The organism is Microcoleus sp. D3_18a_C4 (assembly GCF_036702415.1).
Classification (GTDB): Bacteria; Cyanobacteriota; Cyanobacteriia; order Cyanobacteriales; family Microcoleaceae; genus Microcoleus.
The window spans coordinates 1-20,689 of the sequence record NZ_JAUBTI010000113.1 but is presented as its reverse complement, the minus strand read 5'-3'; the positions used below and the strand labels follow the sequence as shown (position 1 = coordinate 20,689).

The 20,689-nt window shown below is 47.2% G+C and carries 25 protein-coding genes; 9 read left to right on the top strand and 16 right to left on the bottom strand.

All coding sequences use genetic code 11. The annotated features are described in order from the left end of the window. Positions 1-84: 84 nt before the first annotated feature. From gshB to hflX, 4 genes are all read right to left on the bottom strand, one after another. On the bottom strand, positions 85-1,044 hold the full coding sequence (gshB, locus tag QUB16_RS28660) for a glutathione synthase (RefSeq protein ID WP_333321429.1): 960 nt from the start codon (positions 1,042-1,044) through the stop codon (positions 85-87). 67 nt (positions 1,045-1,111) lie between these two features. After that, on the bottom strand, positions 1,112-1,375 hold the full coding sequence (gene grxC, locus QUB16_RS28655; RefSeq protein ID WP_333321428.1) for a glutaredoxin 3: 264 nt from the start codon (positions 1,373-1,375) through the stop codon (positions 1,112-1,114). A gap of 472 nt (positions 1,376-1,847) precedes the next feature. After that, complete coding sequence (locus QUB16_RS28650; RefSeq protein ID WP_333321427.1) at positions 1,848-2,213, bottom strand: PEP-CTERM sorting domain-containing protein; 366 nt, start codon at positions 2,211-2,213, stop codon at positions 1,848-1,850. 467 nt (positions 2,214-2,680) lie between these two features. Continuing rightward, the gene (gene hflX, locus QUB16_RS28645; protein ID WP_333321425.1) at positions 2,681-4,273 is read right to left on the bottom strand and encodes a GTPase HflX; all 1,593 of its coding nucleotides are present in this window, start codon (positions 4,271-4,273) and stop codon (positions 2,681-2,683) included. Positions 4,274-4,322: 49 nt separating this feature from the next. Between hflX and QUB16_RS28640 the strand changes: the two genes are divergently transcribed. From QUB16_RS28640 to QUB16_RS28630, 3 genes are all read left to right on the top strand, one after another. After that, positions 4,323-4,448, top strand: a complete 126-nt coding sequence (locus QUB16_RS28640; protein WP_263053573.1) for a hypothetical protein — start codon at positions 4,323-4,325, stop codon at positions 4,446-4,448. A 402-nt stretch (positions 4,449-4,850) separates the two neighbouring features. Then, complete coding sequence (locus QUB16_RS28635; protein WP_333321424.1) at positions 4,851-5,063, top strand: chlorophyll a/b-binding protein; 213 nt, start codon at positions 4,851-4,853, stop codon at positions 5,061-5,063. Between the two features lie 298 nt (positions 5,064-5,361). Beyond that, positions 5,362-5,640 (top strand): Photosystem I reaction center subunit PsaK, encoded by a 279-nt coding sequence (locus QUB16_RS28630; protein WP_333321423.1) that lies wholly within the window; start codon positions 5,362-5,364, stop codon positions 5,638-5,640. Positions 5,641-5,791: 151 nt separating this feature from the next. Here the strand turns inward: QUB16_RS28630 and QUB16_RS28625 are convergent, their stop codons facing one another. Next, entirely contained in the window at positions 5,792-6,340 is a 549-nt protein-coding gene (locus tag QUB16_RS28625; protein WP_333321421.1) for a DUF1349 domain-containing protein, read from the bottom strand. A gap of 6 nt (positions 6,341-6,346) precedes the next feature. Further along, complete coding sequence (locus tag QUB16_RS28620) at positions 6,347-7,117, bottom strand: CPBP family intramembrane glutamic endopeptidase (RefSeq protein WP_333321419.1); 771 nt, start codon at positions 7,115-7,117, stop codon at positions 6,347-6,349. Positions 7,118-7,162: 45 nt separating this feature from the next. On the opposite strand from QUB16_RS28620, the gene QUB16_RS33725 reads away from it, so the two are divergent. Then, the gene (locus QUB16_RS33725; protein WP_445251176.1) at positions 7,163-7,345 is read left to right on the top strand and encodes a GNAT family N-acetyltransferase; all 183 of its coding nucleotides are present in this window, start codon (positions 7,163-7,165) and stop codon (positions 7,343-7,345) included. A gap of 138 nt (positions 7,346-7,483) precedes the next feature. On the opposite strand, the gene QUB16_RS28615 is transcribed toward QUB16_RS33725, so the two are convergent. Continuing rightward, complete coding sequence (locus QUB16_RS28615) at positions 7,484-7,666, bottom strand: hypothetical protein (protein WP_333321417.1); 183 nt, start codon at positions 7,664-7,666, stop codon at positions 7,484-7,486. Positions 7,667-7,851: 185 nt separating this feature from the next. On the opposite strand from QUB16_RS28615, the gene QUB16_RS28610 reads away from it, so the two are divergent. Together QUB16_RS28610 and QUB16_RS28605 are read left to right on the top strand one after the other, a co-directional pair. Next, a complete protein-coding gene (locus QUB16_RS28610; RefSeq protein WP_333321415.1) occupies positions 7,852-8,097 on the top strand; it encodes a DUF433 domain-containing protein in 246 nt (81 codons plus the stop codon). Further along, entirely contained in the window at positions 8,097-8,501 is a 405-nt protein-coding gene (locus tag QUB16_RS28605; protein ID WP_333321413.1) for a DUF5615 family PIN-like protein, read from the top strand. The genes QUB16_RS28610 and QUB16_RS28605 overlap by 1 nt, the downstream gene beginning before the upstream one ends. A gap of 113 nt (positions 8,502-8,614) precedes the next feature. Here the strand turns inward: QUB16_RS28605 and QUB16_RS28600 are convergent, their stop codons facing one another. Beyond that, positions 8,615-9,454 (bottom strand): ATP-grasp domain-containing protein, encoded by an 840-nt coding sequence (locus QUB16_RS28600; protein WP_333321411.1) that lies wholly within the window; start codon positions 9,452-9,454, stop codon positions 8,615-8,617. A gap of 151 nt (positions 9,455-9,605) precedes the next feature. Between QUB16_RS28600 and QUB16_RS28595 the strand changes: the two genes are divergently transcribed. Next, on the top strand, positions 9,606-9,812 hold the full coding sequence (locus QUB16_RS28595) for a hypothetical protein (RefSeq protein ID WP_333321410.1): 207 nt from the start codon (positions 9,606-9,608) through the stop codon (positions 9,810-9,812). Positions 9,813-9,945: 133 nt separating this feature from the next. Beyond that, positions 9,946-10,569 carry a Uma2 family endonuclease gene (locus QUB16_RS28590; RefSeq protein WP_333321408.1) on the top strand — a complete coding sequence of 208 codons (624 nt, stop codon included), beginning with the start codon at positions 9,946-9,948 and terminating at the stop codon, positions 10,567-10,569. 105 nt (positions 10,570-10,674) lie between these two features. Here QUB16_RS28590 and QUB16_RS28585 read toward each other — a convergent pair whose 3' ends face one another. From QUB16_RS28585 to QUB16_RS28560, 6 genes are all read right to left on the bottom strand, one after another. Continuing rightward, the gene (locus QUB16_RS28585; protein ID WP_333321406.1) at positions 10,675-11,010 is read right to left on the bottom strand and encodes a XisI protein; all 336 of its coding nucleotides are present in this window, start codon (positions 11,008-11,010) and stop codon (positions 10,675-10,677) included. Continuing rightward, the gene (locus tag QUB16_RS28580) at positions 10,998-11,414 is read right to left on the bottom strand and encodes an element excision factor XisH family protein (RefSeq protein WP_333227949.1); all 417 of its coding nucleotides are present in this window, start codon (positions 11,412-11,414) and stop codon (positions 10,998-11,000) included. The genes QUB16_RS28585 and QUB16_RS28580 overlap by 13 nt, the downstream gene beginning before the upstream one ends. Before the next feature lie 48 nt (positions 11,415-11,462). Next, on the bottom strand, positions 11,463-11,810 hold the full coding sequence (locus tag QUB16_RS28575) for a XisI protein (protein ID WP_333321404.1): 348 nt from the start codon (positions 11,808-11,810) through the stop codon (positions 11,463-11,465). Beyond that, on the bottom strand, positions 11,786-12,214 hold the full coding sequence (locus QUB16_RS28570) for an element excision factor XisH family protein (RefSeq protein WP_333321402.1): 429 nt from the start codon (positions 12,212-12,214) through the stop codon (positions 11,786-11,788). The genes QUB16_RS28575 and QUB16_RS28570 overlap by 25 nt, the downstream gene beginning before the upstream one ends. Before the next feature lie 159 nt (positions 12,215-12,373). Next, a complete protein-coding gene (locus QUB16_RS28565) occupies positions 12,374-15,247 on the bottom strand; it encodes a zinc-dependent metalloprotease (protein ID WP_333321400.1) in 2,874 nt (957 codons plus the stop codon). Positions 15,248-15,353: 106 nt separating this feature from the next. Continuing rightward, complete coding sequence (locus tag QUB16_RS28560) at positions 15,354-18,872, bottom strand: hypothetical protein (protein ID WP_333321398.1); 3,519 nt, start codon at positions 18,870-18,872, stop codon at positions 15,354-15,356. Between the two features lie 636 nt (positions 18,873-19,508). Here QUB16_RS28560 and QUB16_RS28555 point away from each other — a divergent pair. Continuing rightward, positions 19,509-19,658 carry a hypothetical protein gene (locus QUB16_RS28555; protein ID WP_333321396.1) on the top strand — a complete coding sequence of 50 codons (150 nt, stop codon included), beginning with the start codon at positions 19,509-19,511 and terminating at the stop codon, positions 19,656-19,658. A 132-nt stretch (positions 19,659-19,790) separates the two neighbouring features. Here the strand turns inward: QUB16_RS28555 and QUB16_RS28550 are convergent, their stop codons facing one another. Together QUB16_RS28550 and QUB16_RS28545 are read right to left on the bottom strand one after the other, a co-directional pair. Beyond that, on the bottom strand, positions 19,791-20,117 hold the full coding sequence (locus QUB16_RS28550) for a transposase (protein WP_333321394.1): 327 nt from the start codon (positions 20,115-20,117) through the stop codon (positions 19,791-19,793). After that, positions 20,114-20,617 carry a helix-turn-helix domain-containing protein gene (locus QUB16_RS28545; RefSeq protein ID WP_333321393.1) on the bottom strand — a complete coding sequence of 168 codons (504 nt, stop codon included), beginning with the start codon at positions 20,615-20,617 and terminating at the stop codon, positions 20,114-20,116. Before QUB16_RS28545 ends, QUB16_RS28550 begins: the two co-directional genes overlap by 4 nt. Positions 20,618-20,689: the final 72 nt, after the last annotated feature.

Here is a 20,689-nt window from a genome sequence, read left to right as displayed (position 1 = left end):
ATTGTACAATACGCGAGCGGGGACGCTCGCACTACAATAAAAAAAATGCTTTTTACAAAACTGAGATGCTCCCATGACTACTGACTACTGACTAACTACCCATTCAATTACTTGTTTGCCCAAACTAACGCCGTCAAACAAGTCAATTTCTCTGATCCCTGTAGGGCTGGTGACATTAACTTCTGTGAGATAACCGCCAATGATATCAATGCCGACAAAGTACAGTCCGTCCCGTTGCAGCACGGGTTCTAACTGAGCGCAAATTTGCAGTTCGCGATCGGTAATTTCGGTTTTTGCGACTCGGCCGCCGACGGCCATGTTGCCTCGAAATTCATTGCCGGTGGGAATACGGTTGATAGCACCGATGGGTTTACCGTCCAACAATATAATCCGTTTATCTCCCTCTTTTGCTTCCGGCAGATAAGTCTGAACCATCACTGGAATTTGCCCTTGTTGAGTGCTAATTTCGACCAGGGAGTTGAGATTGCGATCGTCCGCTTCCAAAAACAAAATCCCCTCGCCAGCTTTGCCGCCCAAGGGTTTAAGAACTGCCGCCCCTTTTTTCTCAACAAATTGCCGAATTACCTGCTTGTTTTGAGAAACAATTGTTTCGGGGATCGCTCCCTCAAATTGCAAAGCATACATCTTTTCATTCGCCGCCCGCAATCCTTTGGGACTGTTAACTACCAAAGTTTTAGCCGGATCGATGCCATCTAGAAGGTAAGTAGCGTATAGGTAAGGAATGTTGACTGGGGGGTCTGTCCGCATAAATACTGCGTCCATTGCTTCGAGAGGCTGCAAAGTAGGATGTTCTACCTGGTACCAAGCCTCAGCCGCCTCCCAGCGTCCATCTACCACTTTTACTGGGGTGAGGGCTACCCGACTGAGCATTGCCCAGGTTTTGCCGCCGATGACGCTTAGTTCGTTGGCTTGAGTCGCCCACACTTCGTGACCCAACTCTTGAGCTGCCTCCATCAGCGCTACGCTGGTATCGTGTCCTGGAATTAGTCGCGCGAGGGGATCGATGATGAATGCAAATTTCATTGTCAATTAAAATTAAGAATTGGTCGCAGGAAAATTGGGGCTAACGGAAAATTCGACAGGGATTGCCTCATTTTGTTGCTAGCAGGGGGTCTAGCTGGCCTAGAGCATCGAGTTTGTGCATTTCGTCGCAGCCGCCTATGTGTTGGTCGTTAATGAATATTTGTGGCAGGGTGCGGCCTCCGTTGGCTCGATCGCTCATTTGAGCCCGTGCTGCTTCATCTCCGTCGATCGCGTACTCTGTAAAATCAACCCCTTTTCGTTTCAGCAGTGCTTTGGCACGAATGCAAAACGGGCAGGTTCTCCAAGTGTAAATTTCTACTTTAGGGGTCATGGGACGCTCAAGCAATAACAATATTTTTTAATTGTAATCTTAACCATAGTGCGGACTGTTTTTAGTTCCTCGGCTGAAACCCTCGATTTTTCGTTGGTAGCCAACTTGCCTAGGAGCGTTGAAACCCTTATTCTACGGTTGGATATCAAAAACTGTGCGAAGCATTTATCTTAACCAATCTTATTTTAATTTTTATATTTTAATTTTTATTATATATAGCAACATATAGCAACCTTATCTGTTGCACCGGAGGTTATTCATTGCTAAAACCCTTGCCGGGAAGTGCATTTGCCTTCTTCCTGGTTTTTACCCTTACTGAAGTCGCTATAGCTTTCTTCCTTCAACATCCGGCTCTATTTGCAGCGCACAAGCTAGGTGTCAAGTTATTTTTTATATAAATTTAAGTAAACAAATACTCACGCTTAAAAAAACGGAGACATTTTGAAGGCAAACAGGTTGGTCATCAGCCTGCCTAGCGCTGCGGACCAACCTGCTTGTTTCGCTTTCTGCACGAACCGATCATTCCTGCACCTATCAGTAGGACTGCGATCGCAGTACCGGGTTCAGGAATAGCAGTTGGTGGTGGGGCTGTCCCTCCTCCGCTTGTGTATATTTGGGACAAACTCGGCTCGGTCGTCACTTCCGGGTCTGGTTGCGTTGGTGTTGATGCCTGCCTGGGGGGTGGTGATGCCTGGCCGGGGACACAGGCACTAGAATAATTAAAAGGCCCACACACATCTACTTTTGCTGAAGCCGGAGGGGCGGCAGCTAGATAGTAAAACGCTGTTGCCATTGTGGCAGAGAGTCCAATTGCTAGTTTTGCCAGTGGCGTACACATAACTATTTAGTTAAACAGTGGTAAAATCGAAAAATAGAAATAGTCCTAGAGATTAGCGCTGTACGACGGGCAAGGATTTTGGAGTTCTTACAATAAATGGATGTATTCTCTGACCGACGTCTGTAAAAGATAGTATAGCGCTTGAGGTGAGTGCCCAAACACTTTCATAATAATATTATTCTCTTTCACCTTTACGTCGCGTACCGTGGTTGGGCCAGAGTGAAGCAACATCTTTTTGCAACCTCTGAACCAACAGCCCTTACAGCCATTAACAAAGAGTGTTTTGACCTTGACCGCGGCCTCCGGAAATTATTTATTTAACCGATCGCAAAATAGAGCTGCTGTATTGTACTTTGCCATGCACAATCTGACTACTCTTTTATCATCTCATAGTCCGACTAGATCTGTCCTCAGTATATGTACGTATATTCCCCCATGTCAACTATTCAAAAGGAATATTTAAGTGTTTACCGAGGGTAGAGGGCGTATTGAATGAGCTGAGCTAATCGGTCGCGGAGAGTTTCCATCCCCAAACCTTTGGCCGCCGAAATAAATACTGCTTGAGGAAATTCTTCTCGCGCCAGGGCGAGAGTCTCTCCATCCACGGCATCGATTTTGTTAAAAACTACAAGGGCTGGCCCGGGAGTTACGGGCATATCTGTCAAAATATTCATCACCGATCGAATTTGGCTCTGCCACGCGGGATGGGAGAGATCGACGAGGTGCAGCAAAGCATCGGCGTCAGTGACTTCTTCGAGGGTAGCCCGGAAAGCGTCGATCAAGGCGGGAGGCAGTTCGCGAATAAAGCCCACTGTATCTGTGAGGACGATCGACAGGGGTTCCCCGGTGACGCCGGGAATGGTCAACCGTCGAGTTGTGGGGTCGAGGGTGGCAAATAACTGGTCGGCGGCATAGACTTCGGAATTTGTGAGCAGGTTGAGCAGAGTAGATTTACCGGCGTTGGTGTAGCCAACGATCGCCACTGACGGTACCTCGTGATGATGCCGATTCTGCCGCAGCCGGAAGCGGTGCGCCAGCAGTTGATTTACTTCTTGCTGCAATCGAGAAATGCGTTTGGCGATCGTCCGCCGTTCGGTTTCTAGTTTGGTTTCCCCAGGGCCTCTGGTACCGATGCCGCCACCCTGTCTCGACATTGCCTGACCGCGACCTCTGAGCCGGGGCAGGGCATACTCTAGCTGAGCTAGTTCGACTTGCAATTTACCCTCGCTCGATCGAGCTCTTTGGGCGAAGATGTCAAGAATTACTTCCGTGCGATCGACTACGCGGATACCTATCTGAGTTTCCAAGTTCCGTATTTGTGCGGAGGTCAGGTCGCGATCGAATACCACGAGGTTAGCGCTAACCGTCTGAGCGGCGAGGGAAATTTCCTGAACTTTGCCTTCGCCGACAACTGTCTGCGGATTGGGGCGCGAGCGTTTTTGGCGCACTGTTTGCAGTACCTGACCCCCGGCGCTTTCAACCAGCCGCGTGATTTCTGCCAGCCCGTCCTCAAACTCCAACTGAGTCATGTGCTGAGTCATTACACCTACCAACAGCACTTTGTCTTGGTCGGCATCGACCTCCCCCGCGACAAACTCTGCTTCAAACTCTGCTTCGAGTCCTTCCACCAAATCCAGAAAGTCTTGGTCGGCGAGTTCGTCCAAATTCAACGGTTCTGATATTTTCCAGGGAAAGTGTGGACTTTTGATTAGTGACTTTTGAATTGAAGGCTCTTCTATTTCATCAGTTGAATCTGGTTCTAACTGAGCGCTCAAAACAGAGAACTCAAAATTTGGCCGATCTCCCTGGGGTATCAGGTGAGCGAGATAAGCTTCTTGGATGTAACCAGTCGCACCGCCGCCGCGGCGCTGAAATCCTCCCCCCGTCAGTGTCAGCCAAACCAGGGCATCCAGGCGCTGAATTGCCATTGCTGTGAGGGCTGCTTCGCTTGGGGTTTCTGGCTTTAGGTGGGTGGCGATGCAGCGAATGCCGCTGAGGCGACCTCCCCCGTAGCGGGGCAGTTCTAGGGGCGCAATCTGCGTTTGGCGGGGTGTACCCACGCCGACGCGAATTACTTGTCCGCGGCGGTTGATGTAGGTGCAGATTGGTTTGTCTATTTCCGTGCTGATGGCTGCGACGCGCTGGGCGAATTCTGCAGTGGTGATGCGATCGCCCGGTAGTCGCTGGTGGTACAGCTTTTCGAGTTGCTTGAGCTGGCTGGACTTTAAACCTTGAAGATTGCCGTAGATGGTTTCGATAACTGTTTCTCCCGATCGATCTGTTTATCTCCTATTTTAATTAACTCCCGCGCGATGTGTTCGGGTTTTAAGCTGAAATTTACTAAATTTTCTTGCCTCTAGCAGAGCACGGATTCAGTATAGTCGAGTCACCAGCGCCGTTGTTTGCCGCTACGGGGCGATCGGGCTTTTCACAGCAGCCATCTCAACTTGCCGTTGTATTTAGTATCTACAGATACAGGCGATCGCTGAAAAATATCGCGCAACAAAAGTTAACACTTTATTTTTTGTTTCTAAATCCTCCTTTAGACTTGTCTGTATCTTGGGCCTAGAGACAGATAGCAAAGCAGAAATTAGGTCGCTACCATGAGAAGCGAACATTGTTAAGGAATGTAAAAACATGGAAACTCGTCCTACTAACCTGCCTCCTACGACTAATGCTTACAACGGCAAAGATCGGAATGCCTTTTTGTTTGGCTTCAACCCGCAAGCAGAACTTTGGAACGGTCGCTTAGCCATGATCGGTTTCTTAGCTTATTTGCTCTGGGATGCTGCTGGATATAGCGTTCTGCGCGACATTCTCCACTTTCTGCCTACCTACATTGCTCAGTAATGACGAGCAGTCTATCCTGTCTGGCAGCGTGAGCAAATGCCGCCACTGCCCGACAGGCTAAAAGTTACAAATGGCAGCGAGTATGGTTTTGTCCCTTTGTATCTTTCGTTACTTTTGAATGGCATTAACAGACTTCTTGCTGTGATTCGATAATTACGGGTGGGGGCGCTGTCGCTGGCGCGGTGAATATTAATAGCAACAGATATTTATTGCGTAAAGGCGATCGCCCCTGCTGTATTTTTGGCAAGAAATCTCATCGAGCATTTCTGATAATTTATGAAAAATAGGAGCATCAACGATGATTAACTCAAATTTACTGGCAGTAGTAGCATCGACTGTGACTGACACAGCATCAGGAGATTGGCAAAAGCCTCTGGTGATGTTTGTTTGCAATATCTTAGCATTGCTAGTTCTCAGCCGCCGAATTTGGTATCCCCACGTCGGGCCGAAAATGCCTTTGCCATTCCCGTCTTTGTTCAACAATGTTAGCGTACCGGCATTTTTGGCTTGCATGAGCGCAGGTCATTTGCTGGGAGTATTGACGATTTTGTCGCTGAGTACCGGCAAGGCTATCTAGTAGCAATTGAACTTTTTTTGTGGCGATTTCTTGCTGCAATGGGTTTGTTAAAAAGCGGACAAAAAATGGCAGGGGTAAGTGAAAAGCACTCACCCCTAATTTTAATTTTATATATGGATTGGCGCAGCAATCGTTTTTTTTACCATCCACATTAGATCAGCTCACTATGCTTAAACCCTTCAAATTTGACTGCAAAGCCTTCACCTTGGGGAGCCGCACACATTAACCCAAGTTGAACGATTGGTGACTCAGTTAGATATGCCAGTCGCATCATTGAATAGTCTGACCCATTCAACGAGTATTGCACTTCCACCGTTTCAGCTCGGCGCTTTACCCGCAGCCACAGGGAAACAGGCGGCACTTCAAGCGGAATAACAGACCAATCGGAATAGTCTCGTGTCACAACCGCACTCACGTTTTGCACTCCCTCAACAAACTCAATACCGCACTTGAGCCAGATATTTTCGCTCTCTCGAATCATCAATCCTGCTTGATCGTAGAGCGATCGATAGCAACCAGTAATTTTGACTTCGGCTGTAAAGTCGCCTGACACTTGACTGTAGTAAAAGTTGCCGTTATCGCGAATGAATCCGTAATGAGTGTGCCGCCAAAAGTCAGTCTTTGCGTCGGCGGTAATGTGGATAACATCGTTATCCTCATGCCATTGTAAAGGTTCGTTGTACCATTGCATTGTTTGCATCTCCTGCTAACTTCCTCCAATTCCGTGCAGTACCAAGTCGGCCAAAAAATGAGATAACATAGCGTATTCTAATCCCCAACGCCAGTAAAGAAAACCAAAGGGAATTCCTAAGAGGGCATTGAGTGTAATGGTGCGGATAACGACGATCGGGGTTAATGCCCAGACATTGGCAGCCGCAGGCAAATGACCCACACCAAACAATATTGCAGCCGCCACAATTGCCAGCCAAAAAATTAATGTAGAGGGTTGCGGTTTGTCTCGCTCAAAAATCTTCCAAAGTAGCCACGCAATCAATGTCATACCGAACAGTCGCAGCAAGAGTTCTTCGGTGATGCCTCCGTAGAAGGAAGCTAAGATGCGTTTCCAGAGGTCAATTTCTAGGGTTGTTGGAGTGGCCATTGGCGGCATCCAAGGTTGGAAAGCTAAACTCAACCCAATCAGGACGATTCCACCGATGCAGCCTACAATTAGCGCCGTGTTAAGGGCAGATTTAGATATGGGCGCGAAAGGCTGTCGATATACTAAAGCACGAGCTATGGGCGTATCAAGTCCGATCGAGTTACCGAGGCGCAGTCCAATCCAACAAAAGAGAATTAGAAAAATTCCGGTTTGCAGGGCGGAGGCGATCGCCACAACAGGTAGCGGTGCAGGCAATTGACTTACTGCCGGATTGAGAGACAGGGCATAAGGGAACACCGCCAAGCTTCCCAAACTACCCAGAAACGCCCAGAACAATGCCAATCGGAAGTAATGATTTTTTGCAGTGTTAGCAGACATAATTTTTGAGAAAAAAACGAATCAATTACACTAAATCAGTCTTGAATATTTGAAACATTAAAGATCGATCGCATTTATGCAACTTGTCTCAGGCGGAATATAGCCTCGGCTAAGGTGCTACAAAAGCTGGGAATGACGCAGGAAGGTAGCCAAAAACAGCGTGTTTTTCACCGAGGGCAGTTTGAAGAGCTCGAACTTTACAGTTTACTCAAGAAGCACAAGTGTTGAGTCTTGTTACCAAACTTTACTTCATTGCCGATATTCTTCCTACGCCCCCTAAATTTATCCGGTAAAAATCAGTTTTTAGTTCCCAGTTTGAGGATATTGCTTATCTAGAAGATTTTTCTGTTGGCGGTGTATTATTTGTTATCTTAGCATTTCATATTTACCAAAGTTGCTGTGCCAAGCTTCAAGACGCTTGGCTTCTGCTGCTTGATGGAGCAAATCAGTTTCAATTTCTTGGGTGTTGGCATGATAGTAGGTTAGTGCGGCGTAGACTTCGGCGAGGGTGAGATGAGAAATGCGATCGCAAATCTCTTCAGCATTCAATCCTCGCTTGTATCAGGTTACGATCCGGCGAACGGTAACGCCTTTACCGACTGGGGACATCCATCATGCAGTCGGGGAGGGCGTGTAATGAGCGTACCAATGTCAATAGATATTACTGCGGTCATAAATTTTATAATCTTAACTATGCTGATAATAGATGAAAACCCTATAGAGGCGCACTGGTGATGAACTGGAAAGCACACATTCACTCAAATCCTAAAATTCTGCTTGGCAAGCCTGTAATGAAGGGGACACGAATATCAGTGGAGTTCGTTCTAGGGTTATTTTCAGAAGGTTGGACGCAGCAACAAATTCTAGAAAACTACCCAACACTTAATGCTGAATCTTTACAAGCTGTGTTTGCTTTCGCGGCGGAGTGCCTCAAAGAAGACGTATTTTACACGCCTTTACTGTTTGCTGAGGCAAGTTAATGCGGTTTCTGGCCAATGAAAATTTTCCACTCCTCAGTGTACAAATTCTACGGCAAGCGCAGCTTGAAGTCGCTTCTGTTACCGAGGATTCTCCAGGTATTGAGGATTCCGAGGTTCTGGCTCGTGCAGCGGATGAGGAACGGGTGATTTTGACGTTCGATCGCGATTACGGCGAACTTATTTATCGCTTGCGGCTGCGATCGCCAAGAGGTGTCATTTATTTGCGGTTTCGTCCTCACACACCGGAAGAACCAGCATCAATATTGTTAAATTTATTACAGACCGAAGGATTGCAATTTGAGGAACGGTTTACAGTGGTGGATCGCGATCAAATTCGTCAACGCCCCTACCGTAGTTATTGCCGGAAGCAAGTAGTTGTGTGGATTGAGGCAGGCTTTGGGTGACGATATTACAGAGTATTAAGCTTGAAGTGGCGATCGAGGAATTATATCGCGGTGTGAGTTTCGATCGATTGAGCAACGGGTAATTTTGACGTTCGATCGCAAGGTGCCAAATATTATATCCCTTGCTGCTTCTGGACCCACCGCTTCCAGGCCGCCTCTGATGCTTCTCTCACAACTAAGCTCAAATCACACTGATACAAGGCTGAACACGATAGAAAATTAATCTCTAGAACGTAAGCCAAATTACCAGAACAACAAAGATCTAGAACCCAAATTGGGTCAGGCTGCCATTGTTGTTGCGCCACCGCTTCTGCTACTTGTCGCACAATCTCAGGCATTCCGGATTGATAGTAAGGTTTCTCAATCTGCCGATATTGAGAAGCACACAAGATTTGCCCTTGGGCAATAATCACTCGCCATTCTGCTTCAATGGACTGTTCCGGTGCAACCACCACCAAAATGTTCGGGTCTTCGAGGTAATGGCGTTTCATAAAACTGTCTAAGTCCGTCACTTCTCTAGGAGAATACAGACTACCTGCAAAAGGTTTAAGTGGACTGTTGGGACGGATAAACAAACGTTTACTCTGCTCAAGATTGAAAAGTAATTTAGGCTTTTCAACCACAGAGGAAGACAACTCTGATAGTGGCAAAATATAACCCCCTGCATTCAACAGCCAAGGTTTAAGATGAGGATAATAGGCTGTGCAATGATAATGTTCAATAGTCCCGATAATTCCTGGTGTCCAAGACAAATCCCAACTGAGAATCTGTTCAGCTATATAGAGTGACCCATAGAAGATGACACACTCTGTTTGGGGAAAGAAGCGTTGATAGTCTGTTATGCCTCTGGTATAGTCAACAATCTTAACATTGTGTCCTTGCTTGCGAATCTCCGTTGCAAGTGGAGCCATAGAGCAGCCAAATACACCATCTTCTAGAATCCAGCTAACCATCTAGCTACCCTCGCCCAAGTCATATGCCAGATTAATTTATTATTGTAGCGCAAATTTCGACTAAAAACCAGGAGCGATCGCCCACACCAGTCTTGTTATCATTAAAATCAATGGCTGCAAAAGGAAGCTTAGACACTGACAGGTGAATGCCATGCAAGCCAAACTTCAACAACAACTTTCTCCTGCTGATGCCGAAGTCATTTTGAGACGTTTGCCAGAACGAATTCAAGGGGCTCCGATCGCGCGTGCTGCGGAAATTGAAGATCCGATCGAAGCTGCGATCGAAATGGCGATCGCCAATTTTCTCGACACAGAAGCATTAGGTTTCGTAGATTGCAAACCAGGACGCGGGCAGTAAAACCGAGAAGAGGTGTCAAAGTTTAGGATATACTTCGTTAACGCACCCTACAAGAGAAGCGATCTATCTCTCTACCTCACGTTAAGCTAGAAACAGACAACAGAGAGCCAACCTACGCAAAAGGTTAATATCAATGGTTGCGATCGCCCAAAAAACCCTTTCCTTCGAGGAATTTCTCAACAGGGATGACGACTCCGGCAGGTCATTTGAGCTAGTCAATGGAGTTGCCATGCCCTTGGGTGAACCCACAGCCAAACATGAGGATGTCGCCGATGGTTTATGTCGTCTCTTGGTAGATCATTGCCAATCCTTGAACCTTCCCTACGTTCCTCGACAAAGTAAACAAGTCAGATTGAACGCTGCCCCCGGCGAAAGTGAATCGAGTCGTAAAGCCGACATTGTGGTGTTTGCCAAGGAAGAATGGGTCAGAATGCGTCAAAGTTCTGCCTCTGCTGCTGCCTATATTCCACCTCCGTTGGCGATCGAAGTTGTCAGTACCAATTGGCGGGATGATTACCGCATCAAATTGAATGAATATGAAACTTTAGGAATCATCGAGTATTGGATCGTTGATTATGCAGGGTTGGGAGGCGTTCAGTATATTGGTTCTCCAAAACAGTCTACGGTGACCATCAACCGCTTAATCGATGGTGAATATCAGGCACTGCGATATCAAGGAGAAGCCATTATTGTTTCTCCAACTTTTCCTCAGTTGGTATTAACCATCGCTCAAATTCTTGCCATGACAGAAGTTTAGTGTTTCTAACTTATCTGTAAGGTACTCAGTATTGCCAAAAAATTATTAAGGTACGAGATACGCTACCAAGCTGATGTTATCTAAAATCTCGGTCAAGACGAGAAGCTATGCGATCGCATATCCAGTATACTTTCGGACTTCCGGTGGATGGAAAGCCAGAACAATGTGGTCTTTGGGCACACCAGCCGCGACGAGTTCAACGGTGATACCGTCTTCAATGCCATCATAGTGAATCCAAATTTTGTCTCCGATAATTTGGACATGGGTGACGCAACCGTGAACGCGCTTTTTACGATCCCAACCTTCATTGAAGAGTAAAAAATGAGTGCGATCGGCATCAATGATGACATATTGCTGAATGTCGCCATGACTATAAGAGATAGCAGCATGATCTTTAAGAATTTTCTCAATTGTATCTTGATAAAAATTTAGTCTATCCATTGAACAATCTCCTCTGTTTCTGAATCAAAAATAATTAGGTTAATGCTCTTTTTACGAAGTACCATTTGACATATCTCTTCTGAGAAAAAACCGGCAAATACGGTTTGGGCTATCGCTAGGTAAAGGACTCGTTCTGGATCTTCATCCTCCATAATCAGATAATACAAATCGTATTGACCGAGTGCCTTTTCTAACTCGCTTACAAGTGATGGATCGAGAAAGCTTTTGATTTCTACGGCAATTTTGCGCCCTTGCTTCTCGGCTGCGAAGAGCTTTTTTGCGCCCAAATCAACGTAGACTGAACGTCCGCCAACTCTGAGCTTGAAAGGATCGTTAGTAATTGTCCAACCGTCTTTGATGAGGGCGGTGCAGACAGTATCGTGATAAAAGTCTTTGGCAGGCATAGGGGCTGTTATGTTTATCTATCATATACCACATAAGTTCCGCAGAGGTTACGCGATCGCATATCCAGTATACTCTCGGACTTCGGGTGGATGGAAAGCAAGAACAATGTGGTCTTTGGGTATCCCAGAGGCGACGAGTTCATCAGTGATGCCGTCTTCAATGCCATCATAATGAATCCAGATTTTGTCATTGCGAATTTCGGCGTGAACCACAGTACCATGAACTCGCAGATGATTTTCCCAACCTTCATGTATCAGCATAAAATGGTTGCGATCGCGGCTGACCACCACATAGGTAATCACATCCCCATAAGTATAAGGAATATCCGCATAGTATTGGAGAATTTTCTCCAACGTCTCACGCCATTCGTCTACGGGTTGATTTGCGGTTGCCATTGGATAATCTCCTCCGTGTTTGGGTCAAAAACTATCAGGCGAAAACCTGGTTCTTCTAGCAGCAATTGCCCAGCTTCTTCTTTAAACAACGTTTCAAAGGTGTTGCGATTAACAGCTAGGTATAGACGACGCTCTGGCTCTCGTCTTTGCAGCGTTCTGGCGTACATAAAGAACTGCCCCCAAGCATTTTCGAGGTCATTAATGGGCGAAGGGCCCAGAAAGCTTTTGATCTCGATCGCAATTTTTTCAGACCCTCGTTCAGCCGCAATTAGTTTCTGGGCACCCAAATCGACAAAGACCGAGCGGCCCCCAATTTTTAGAATCAGTGGGTCATGAGTGATTGTCCAGCCATCTTTGATGAGGGCAGTGCAGACAATATCGTGATAAAGGTCTTTGGCAGGCATAAGGGCTATTCTTTTTAGCTTCCCTGTCTATCTATCGTATACGACGCAAGTTCAGAATTATTTTAACTTGACTAAGATTCTCCGAAACCGGGTTTTTGACCAAATCTGCGGGCGGCAACGAAATATCTTCCTCAAAAACCCGGTTTCTGAATCCCCAAATTAATTCGACTGAATTTGCGAATTCAAAACCTTAGAAATTCGATCGCGCGTTTCCTCCAAATGAGCCCGCGTATAAGCATCAGCATTCCGATCCAAATTCCGAATACTCTTGCTCAAACCCTCCCGCAACTGCCGCAACTCGTACCACGCCAAACTCCGCGCATCCTCTGGAACATTCGTTTTTCGCAGCACCATTCCGATCAAAATCGCCAAATGTTCCCGCTGCAAAGAACGCCGAAAAGTTGAAATTTGCATCTTCTTTTCCGGCTGCAAAACCTCTTCCCAGATATCCTTTTGCACAGTATCCAAAACTTCCGGCAACCTCAAAGCAGTTTCCGGCCCCGATTTTAACTCGGCATCCCGCAGCCTCGCCAAGCGCATCGGAGATAGCAAAACTCGCAACACAAACCGCTGCAAAAAAGTAATTCGATCGCCGATCGGGTAATCTAGAGGAAACACCAAAGCCGGACTTCCCCAGTGTTCCCAGCGCGAAGGCGCCAATTTGTTGAGCAATTCCGGCGCAAAACTAAACGCATCCGGGGCAAAAACGTACTTCTCTAATGTTGCTAAAGCTTCTCGCTGCTGAGAAAGTTCGATCGGCACAAACGGCAACTTCGCATTAGTATCTCCAGGGCGAATCCGATTAAACGACTGTCCCCCCACATACAAAGTCGCATTCATCACCTGCTGAACATAATACCCGAACACCGAATCAAACATCACCCGGAGTTCGTTATAACCATCTCCCCCAACCGGAATTCGCTTTTCCAAACGCTTCCACATCGCCCTAGCATTATCCAATTGCCATTGCGAATACCTCAGCATATTGGCGCTGAGATCGAAGGTATTTGCAGCGGGATCGAGAATATCAACAGAATCCTCATCCGGCGCGTAAGCTAATTGGGATTCCGCAGCGCGGCTGGCAATTTGTTGCAGCGCTGGTAAGTCGCTGTTCGGGTCCCGGCCGCCAATCACCTTGTAACCATACTCGATCGCCCAATCGTCGTAAGGCCCTACAATCGTTGGAAAATAGTCGCCCTGCACAGTTCCCGGAGGTGCCAAATTAATCGGCACATAATCCATAACCGACGCTACCAAACCTTGCGTGCGAGTTACCTGAGTATTGTTTAAATCCTCCGGTTGCAGCATCGTACTCCCGTGAAAATTGTGCCTCAAACCCAGAGTGTGACCGACTTCGTGGGCCGTCAAAAATCGGATATATTCATTCACATAATTGTCAATCGTCCCACTGCTAGGCGCTGCATTTTCCAACAGATCGATCGACATTGCCCCCATCGCAAACTGGCGGCTCGATTCCAACCCAAAACACATATCCGAACTCGACATCAACCGCGATAAAGGAGCTCGCTTTTGCTCTTGGTATCTTTCTACCAAAGTCGGCAAATCATCAGCAATTCCACCTCGATCATTTTTCCCGCTGCTTTTTCCTAAATCCCCATTTTCTAGCACATTCAAATAGCGAGAATACATCCCGAACTGACAGGGATTGGTATTAGAACCGTTTCGCCCTTGAAAACTCTTAGATAGCGATCGATTTTGTTCCACCAAAGACCGATAGCCCTGTTTGATTTCCCGGACAACATTAGCATCCAACAGAATATCAGCATCCAAAATTTCCCCCGTCAGCGGGTTAGTGCGAGACGGCCCGATGCCGGCAAACTGAGGCTCAAAAGAACTCGACCAGCGGATAGTATTGTAGCGAACGTCAGCCGGGTCCCATTTAGCATTGTCCGGCATTTGTTTGACCTGTATTGCGTCAGTAAAACCGGCCTTTTCAAAAGCTTTGTTCCACTCCAAAACGCCCTCGCGAATTGCGTTTCGGTATTCGGAAGGCACATTATTTTCAATCCAAAAGACGATCGGCTGCACCGGAGGCGACATCGGCGCTGTCGGGATTTGCTTTTGCAAATGCCAGCGATTGATATAGCGCACAAAAGGCTCCCGGCTGCTCTTGTCAGAAAAGTCCTTATATGCTGTCAGAAAATAGCCCACTCGCTCGTCCGCAAGTCTGGGGCGGTAGCCGTTATTTAGCGGCACTTCCGAGAAACTGTAGTGAATGCGGAGGTTAAAAGCCCGACTGTCAGGAATCGAAGGTAAATAGTTAAGCTCACTGTCATTATCGCTAGAAAAACCATAGACAGAAGCAATCTCCACATTCAGCGGAAACGCTTTAACATCTTTAAAAGAAGACTTGTCTGCATCGATCGAGTAAGAAGCGCCCAAAAGCATCGGCAAAATCGCTTTTACCCCTGGTAAATCGCGTTTGTCGCTCATCAGCAAATCTCCTAAATCGATCAGCAGAGTTTGTCTTTGCGGATCAATGCTTTTGAGAGGCAAAGAATAGAGAATCGACTCGCTAAATCCCCGTGCTACCGAACCTGCTTGCGGGTCGCCAGGACTTGTGCGAAAATTTACATTTGGTATCACAAACTGCACGTTATTTTGGACGCGCCGCAGTTGAAACAAGAAATCGCCGATCGGCATTCCGCTCAAAATGCCCGCTTCCCCCAAACCCGATGCCAATGTCACAAAGCACAGGAACTTTTTGTTGAGTTGTTCCGGTTTAACTTCCAGATATACTTTATCAGTTGCTTGATTGCGGTAAAGAGTAAATAATCCCTCTAACTTTTTCGCGTCTTTGACAACCTCTTCAAAGGGTGCCAGAGTTGGCTGTTCGCTACTTTGTTCGTTGCTGGGCGGCCCAGATGATAAAGCTACAGGTAAGAAGAAACCTTTATACAAACTGAAACAGAAAAATGCTAAAGATAATATAAAAAATATCAAAGGCAGATTTTTTCTCGGAATTTTTATCTGTTGATTTTTGCTATTTTCAGGAAATATCAATTTTTTCATTTTCACTATTTAGCCGCAGGAAAGAATAGTTTTGAGATAGTCGCGCCGCACTCGCAACGTTGGGAGCATTTAACTTCTAAAATAACTCACCACTCAAAAATTATAACTACTGTTTCGCCGGCCAGGGAATCATGGGATCTTGAGCCAACCGCTTAGACACTGCAACAGCACCGTAACGGTTGAGGTGGCTGGGGTCGGAAAAAGATTCCCGCGCCTGGGGCCACAATAAACTCTTATCTAGGAAAATTAGTCCGCTTTGAGCTGCTAATTCTTGCATATATTGCCGGAATTCTTGTTCGTAACCTGTTCGCACCGGGTCTAAATAATCTTCAGTCAGAGGCATATTCACAAACACGAGATTGATGTTGCGAACCTTGGTAAATTCGATCAGATTTTTGAGTGCTAGAGCTTGTTCGCCTACCAATTTAAAATTTTGATAGTCGGAGTCGTAATAACCAGATACTTTCGGGTGCTTCTGAAAGTAAGTTTCGGGATTGAAGCGTATATCGATCGGCAAAAAGCCATTTGGTTGAAACTCGCTGACGGGTTTACTCCCAGCGGTTGGCTGGGCGTTTTCAGTTGTTGGTTGGCCCAGAGGTGCGGTTTGGGGGATCTCGGTTGCAACAGGGGCTGAGGGATTCGCGATCGATCGCAAAAACCCTTTAAGTCGATCGCGGTTTTTGTAAGTTGCAGAACCCTCCACCAACTTTTGACTCACCAATTGCTGAACATTAGCTTGAGCTTGTCCCAAATTGTTCACCAATTCAGTCGCAGCCGCCACCGGATTGTTGGCGCTTTCCTTCGATGTTTCGGATTCTAATTGATTGGTGCGGATCAGAAAACTACCTCGGCTCAATTGCCTGTAACCTTCCGAAGAAGCGATCGCACTAAAAGTCAAATCCGGCCGCCCGCTGTTGAGAGCCCTGGCCCCGTCAGCCAACACCAGCAATTTCGGCAGTTGTTGCGGTGGCAAAATCCGGCGGACGATCGAATCTACAACCTGGAGAGTAGCTCCATTAACTCCAAAATTGTAAGCCCTCAGCCCCGGATAGCCCGAAGCTGCCAAAGCTGTTTCCAAAACCGCCGGATCGATGCCCCGCAGCGCCCTCGAACTACCGACAATTAAAATATCCGGCGGCTTTTTGTGCAGGTGAATGTACTCTTGATAGCGCGCTATTTGGTCGTCCAGTTGCTGGCTCCTCAAAGTCGGGAACACCGGAGGAGCAGAAACATCAGCTACAGGAACGCTAGTATTTCCCGGTTTCGTAAACCCAGAGCCATTGAAAGCCTCTTGCTGGTTGGCGTCGGGCGACGGCTGCAACGGAATTTGAGGCAAATTCACCTCATCAGCAGGGGGAACGGGGTTCGGGGTTTCCTTCGGAAGTCGGGCTGTAACGTCGTCCACAGCCTTGGGAGCTGAATTTTGACAATTTGGCCCGCTGCAAACTTCGGAGGCGCTAGGAGCTTGACTGACCGTCGCAGATTGCAGAAATTGACCGAGCAGCCAATCGGTATTGAAAGTCAGCAGACAGCCGGCGATCGCCCAAATCAAAGCCATGCCCGCCGCGCGATCGGCTCTCACGCCCCCGGGCGCAGCAGCATTTGTTGACAAACCATCGGTAGGAACAAACAAACCCGAAGCGACAAGCGGCTGCACCGCAGCTTGAACTAACTGCTCGCCCAGATTGTATCCGGGGAGTCGGATTTTGAAACGCGGCCGCCAGGAGTTGGGCGCCGGAGCATCGAACACCAAATTGTCGCCCAAACCCGAAAAACTCCCATCCTCCGCCGGCGCAAAGTCTGGTACCGGTTCCTTTTCCAAGACAGCCACTTGGGAGGGAGCCGGTGCGGGTGCCGCTGCTGATTCCTCGTCAACCGCCCTTCTGAGGTCGATTGCGTAGCGCCACAGGGGCTGCTTCTGACCCGCGCGCCGTCCGTAGACTCGCACCCCTGCCACTCCCGGAATTTGTAACTGCCGCAAGAATTTCGCCACCGGCGGGCCTACCTTCGACTGAGAAGGGCAAGTCAGAGCTTCTGTCATCACGTGCAGCACGTTGGCTTTTTGCAGCACGACAGCCCGAATCCCTCCTGTTTCCAGCTTGCGTCTGAGATTGGGGTTGAGCAACCTGTTCAATAAAAAAGTCAGAGCCAATTGGTCGCCCTCGACTGCCAGCGTTCTAGCGTTTGCAGCCAAGTCGGGGTGGTGGGCTGCCGGCAAGTCCACCCAGTCTATCCACACCGGCGACTCCGGCGCCGCCTGAGAGTCCTTGGCTGGTTCTACGCCGTAGATAGTAGCTGCGTGGATGCCTTGGGGCGCAAAGGAGGCTAACAAAGGGGCGATCGCGTCGGTGGTTTGCTGTTTGTCGGGGTATTCTTGCCGTTTAGGCTTTTGTCCTTTTTTGGCAGTTTTGCTGCAAAACAGGTGGAGGGTTGCTTCTTTGAGGGTAGCCCGCACTTCGACTCTCGATGGAGCCAAGTGTTGGTTTAGCAGTTTGGCGATCGACTGTACGTCTCCCCACCTGGCCCATTCCTTGAGAATTTTGTCCGGCGAAGTCAAATCCACCCGCAGCAGCCAGTCCGGTTTCGCTTCGCCGCTGACTTGGCTGGCGATCGCAGCTTCCCGGAAATCCTCTAGTTGCAGTTTCCGCAGCCTGCCGGCGATGGGTTCGGCCAGCAATGAGGGGTCGGGGCTGTAAGCTGACTCGCACAGCACCAGCAGTCGGCGTTCCTTGGGCTTGATATTTTCCGGCCCATTCACCGGCTGGGTTTCTAGGCTGGTTTTGAGTTCTTTTTCGCGAATGCTTACTTTCACCGAAACTCCCATTGGCCCTAGGATTTCGCTGAGATAGCTGGCGATCGCATCTGGATAGCCCCGGCGCGCCAACGTTTCCGGCGAAACCGTCAATGTTCCATCGCGATCGCCCTCGCCTGAGTCGGCTTGGGGGGATTGAATCAAAGCCACCGCGCCACGGTTCGCTTTCTGCTGCGGGGGAACGGCGGAACCGACAGCTTCCCGCGTCGCAGCAGCCGAAGTGTCGATCGTCACGGGGGAAGTTTCAAAAGCTTCTGGGTATTCAATGCGGGAGGCGATGGGCAGACTGTCGGCGTCAAAATCCAGTTCTTCCCGTACTTGCGGCGGTTGCGCGACTGTTTCTACCGGTTTTGGTGTCTGTTTGAGTTTCTGGTTGTCATTCTTAAATTTGCCGAAAAATCCGCCTCTTTTAGGGCTTGCGGGCGGTTCGTCGGGGGAACTCGCTGGCGGCGGCACTTCGGCAACTTTTGGTTCCGGTTGCTGTGGCTGTTGCTGTCGCTTGGGACTGCTGCAATCGAGCCGGACTGTCCAGTCATTTTGTCGGGAACCGATTTTGCGGCCGCACAGAAACAACTGGTAAATTTTAGGTCGATCGGGCAGCAGTTGCGTTAAATCCGTTTGTTCGAGGGCGTTGGTAAATCGCGCCGTCACCAATTCTTGAGACGGACTGTGCGCTGCTTCGCACAAAATGTGCAGGTGATTTCCCCGCAAACGCGCTTGTACTTGAACTTCGGGAAGCCCTAAAGCTTCTTGCGCCCACTGCGACGCGGCCGATCGATTGTCTGCCAATATGCTCCCGTTCGCATTCAACATGGGACTTTAAATTTCGTCAAGGCTGCTTTCGTCTTCTACAGATAGCACATTTCGTCCGTATTTTGGCATATATTAGGCTTCACTTAGGCGAAGTCATCAGTAATTGGTTGTTAGTAATTATTAGGAATCGCACCACACTACATATAGTGTCTCTGCGTCCTGGACTGTACAACCTAGTTTCCAAAGCCTTACTGTTGCGATCGGGTTTTGCGTAATTTTGCCAAAAAATAAGTTACTTTTTATACAATAAACCGGATAATTAGTTGGGCGAGCGCACCTCCAAAATGCTCGATCATCCCAAAATTCGTAGCGTGAACTTCATTACACGGAAGTGGATTAAAGCTTCCATAAAGTTTACTTCCTGATGGCGAACACCGCTTGCGATCGATAAAAGTTACTGATATTCTCAAATCTATCGGTAGCCATAACAACACCAACTTATTGCGATCGCATCAAATTTTTGTCAGCCTCGCTGGCCGGTTTTCACCTGTCGAGATCGCAGCTTTCGTCCTCAATAAAAAAACAAAATTCCAGCATCGTCGGGACTAGCTTTGTTTGCGAAAACTTCAAGATTAACATCCTCAAGCTCTGCATAATTTTAGTCACTTTCATCATCAAAAAAAAGAACTTTAAATCATGTCATTAATCGAAGCATCAAACCCCCAAAGAACTGCCAATATTTCTCTCATTCCCGACATTGTAGAAGACTTGCCGCTAGCAAATTCTACCAATAATTACTCTTCTCCCCCGAAAAATCTTTTAACTGTTAATACCAATTTACTATGAAGTTGCACTTAATATAGCTTCAAGGATATAGTCCCAACCACAGAGAGATAAAACTTCTTCATTCGTGAGAGATTTGATAATTGTATTTACCTGTTCTTTGAGTTTATCTAAACTCGAACAATTTTCCCACTCTTAGTCTTTTTTTGTATGCTCCCACAATCTTTCAATCGGATTTAATTCAGGACTATAGGCAGGTAAATATATTGGCATTACCTGGTCAGCCCCGTCTAATAATAGAGCTTTATGGAAGCTACCATTATTCATGATAATTAGATTGAAAGTCTCTGAGTATTTTTGACCAAATCCATTTAAAAACTCTTGAAAACAGTTGTAATTTAGCTGAGAAAATTCTTGATAATATTGTTCGCCTGTTGCTGGCTCTACGACTCCATAAATATAAAAGTTTCCTCGTTTCCATTGCTTTTTCCCAATTGGTTTTACCCCCTTTAATGTAATCATTCTGCCCGGCGCATAGTAATCAATCCCAATCTACTCTCGTCCTGACACCATATCCTTACAGGCTTGGAGTTTCCGAAATATTTAATCCTTACTTTAATGAGCTCACATAGTTTTTTTTTGAAGCTTGCCTGCACCTCTTCGTTCGCTTTGTTACTTTGGGGTCTTGGGAGTTGCAGGTCAGCTTTCAATTTATAATGTACTAGGTCATGTACCACTTTATAACTCACTTTAATTCCGCATTCTTTTTCTAGCCAGAGCTGTAATTTGCCATAACTTGTTTCTCCCTGGGTTTCTTGCAGTTTTTTGATTAATTTTTCTCTCACTTCTGGTGGAATATGTGGAGTCTTTTCGGGAGCTTTTTTTATGCTCAGTAATTCATTACTTCCACCTTTTTTGTAAGCTGTTAACCAACGATATATTGTTGATTCGTCTCGTTTTAACATCGTGGCTAATTCTGCTCTTTTTTGAATTTTTTTGGTGACCAGCCAGTATAGTACCATTGGTGACAAGTTAAGGCTGTAAGTCTTTTGTCAAGAGGCTTTCGGAGAGTTCTTAAAAAAGAATTGGTCAGA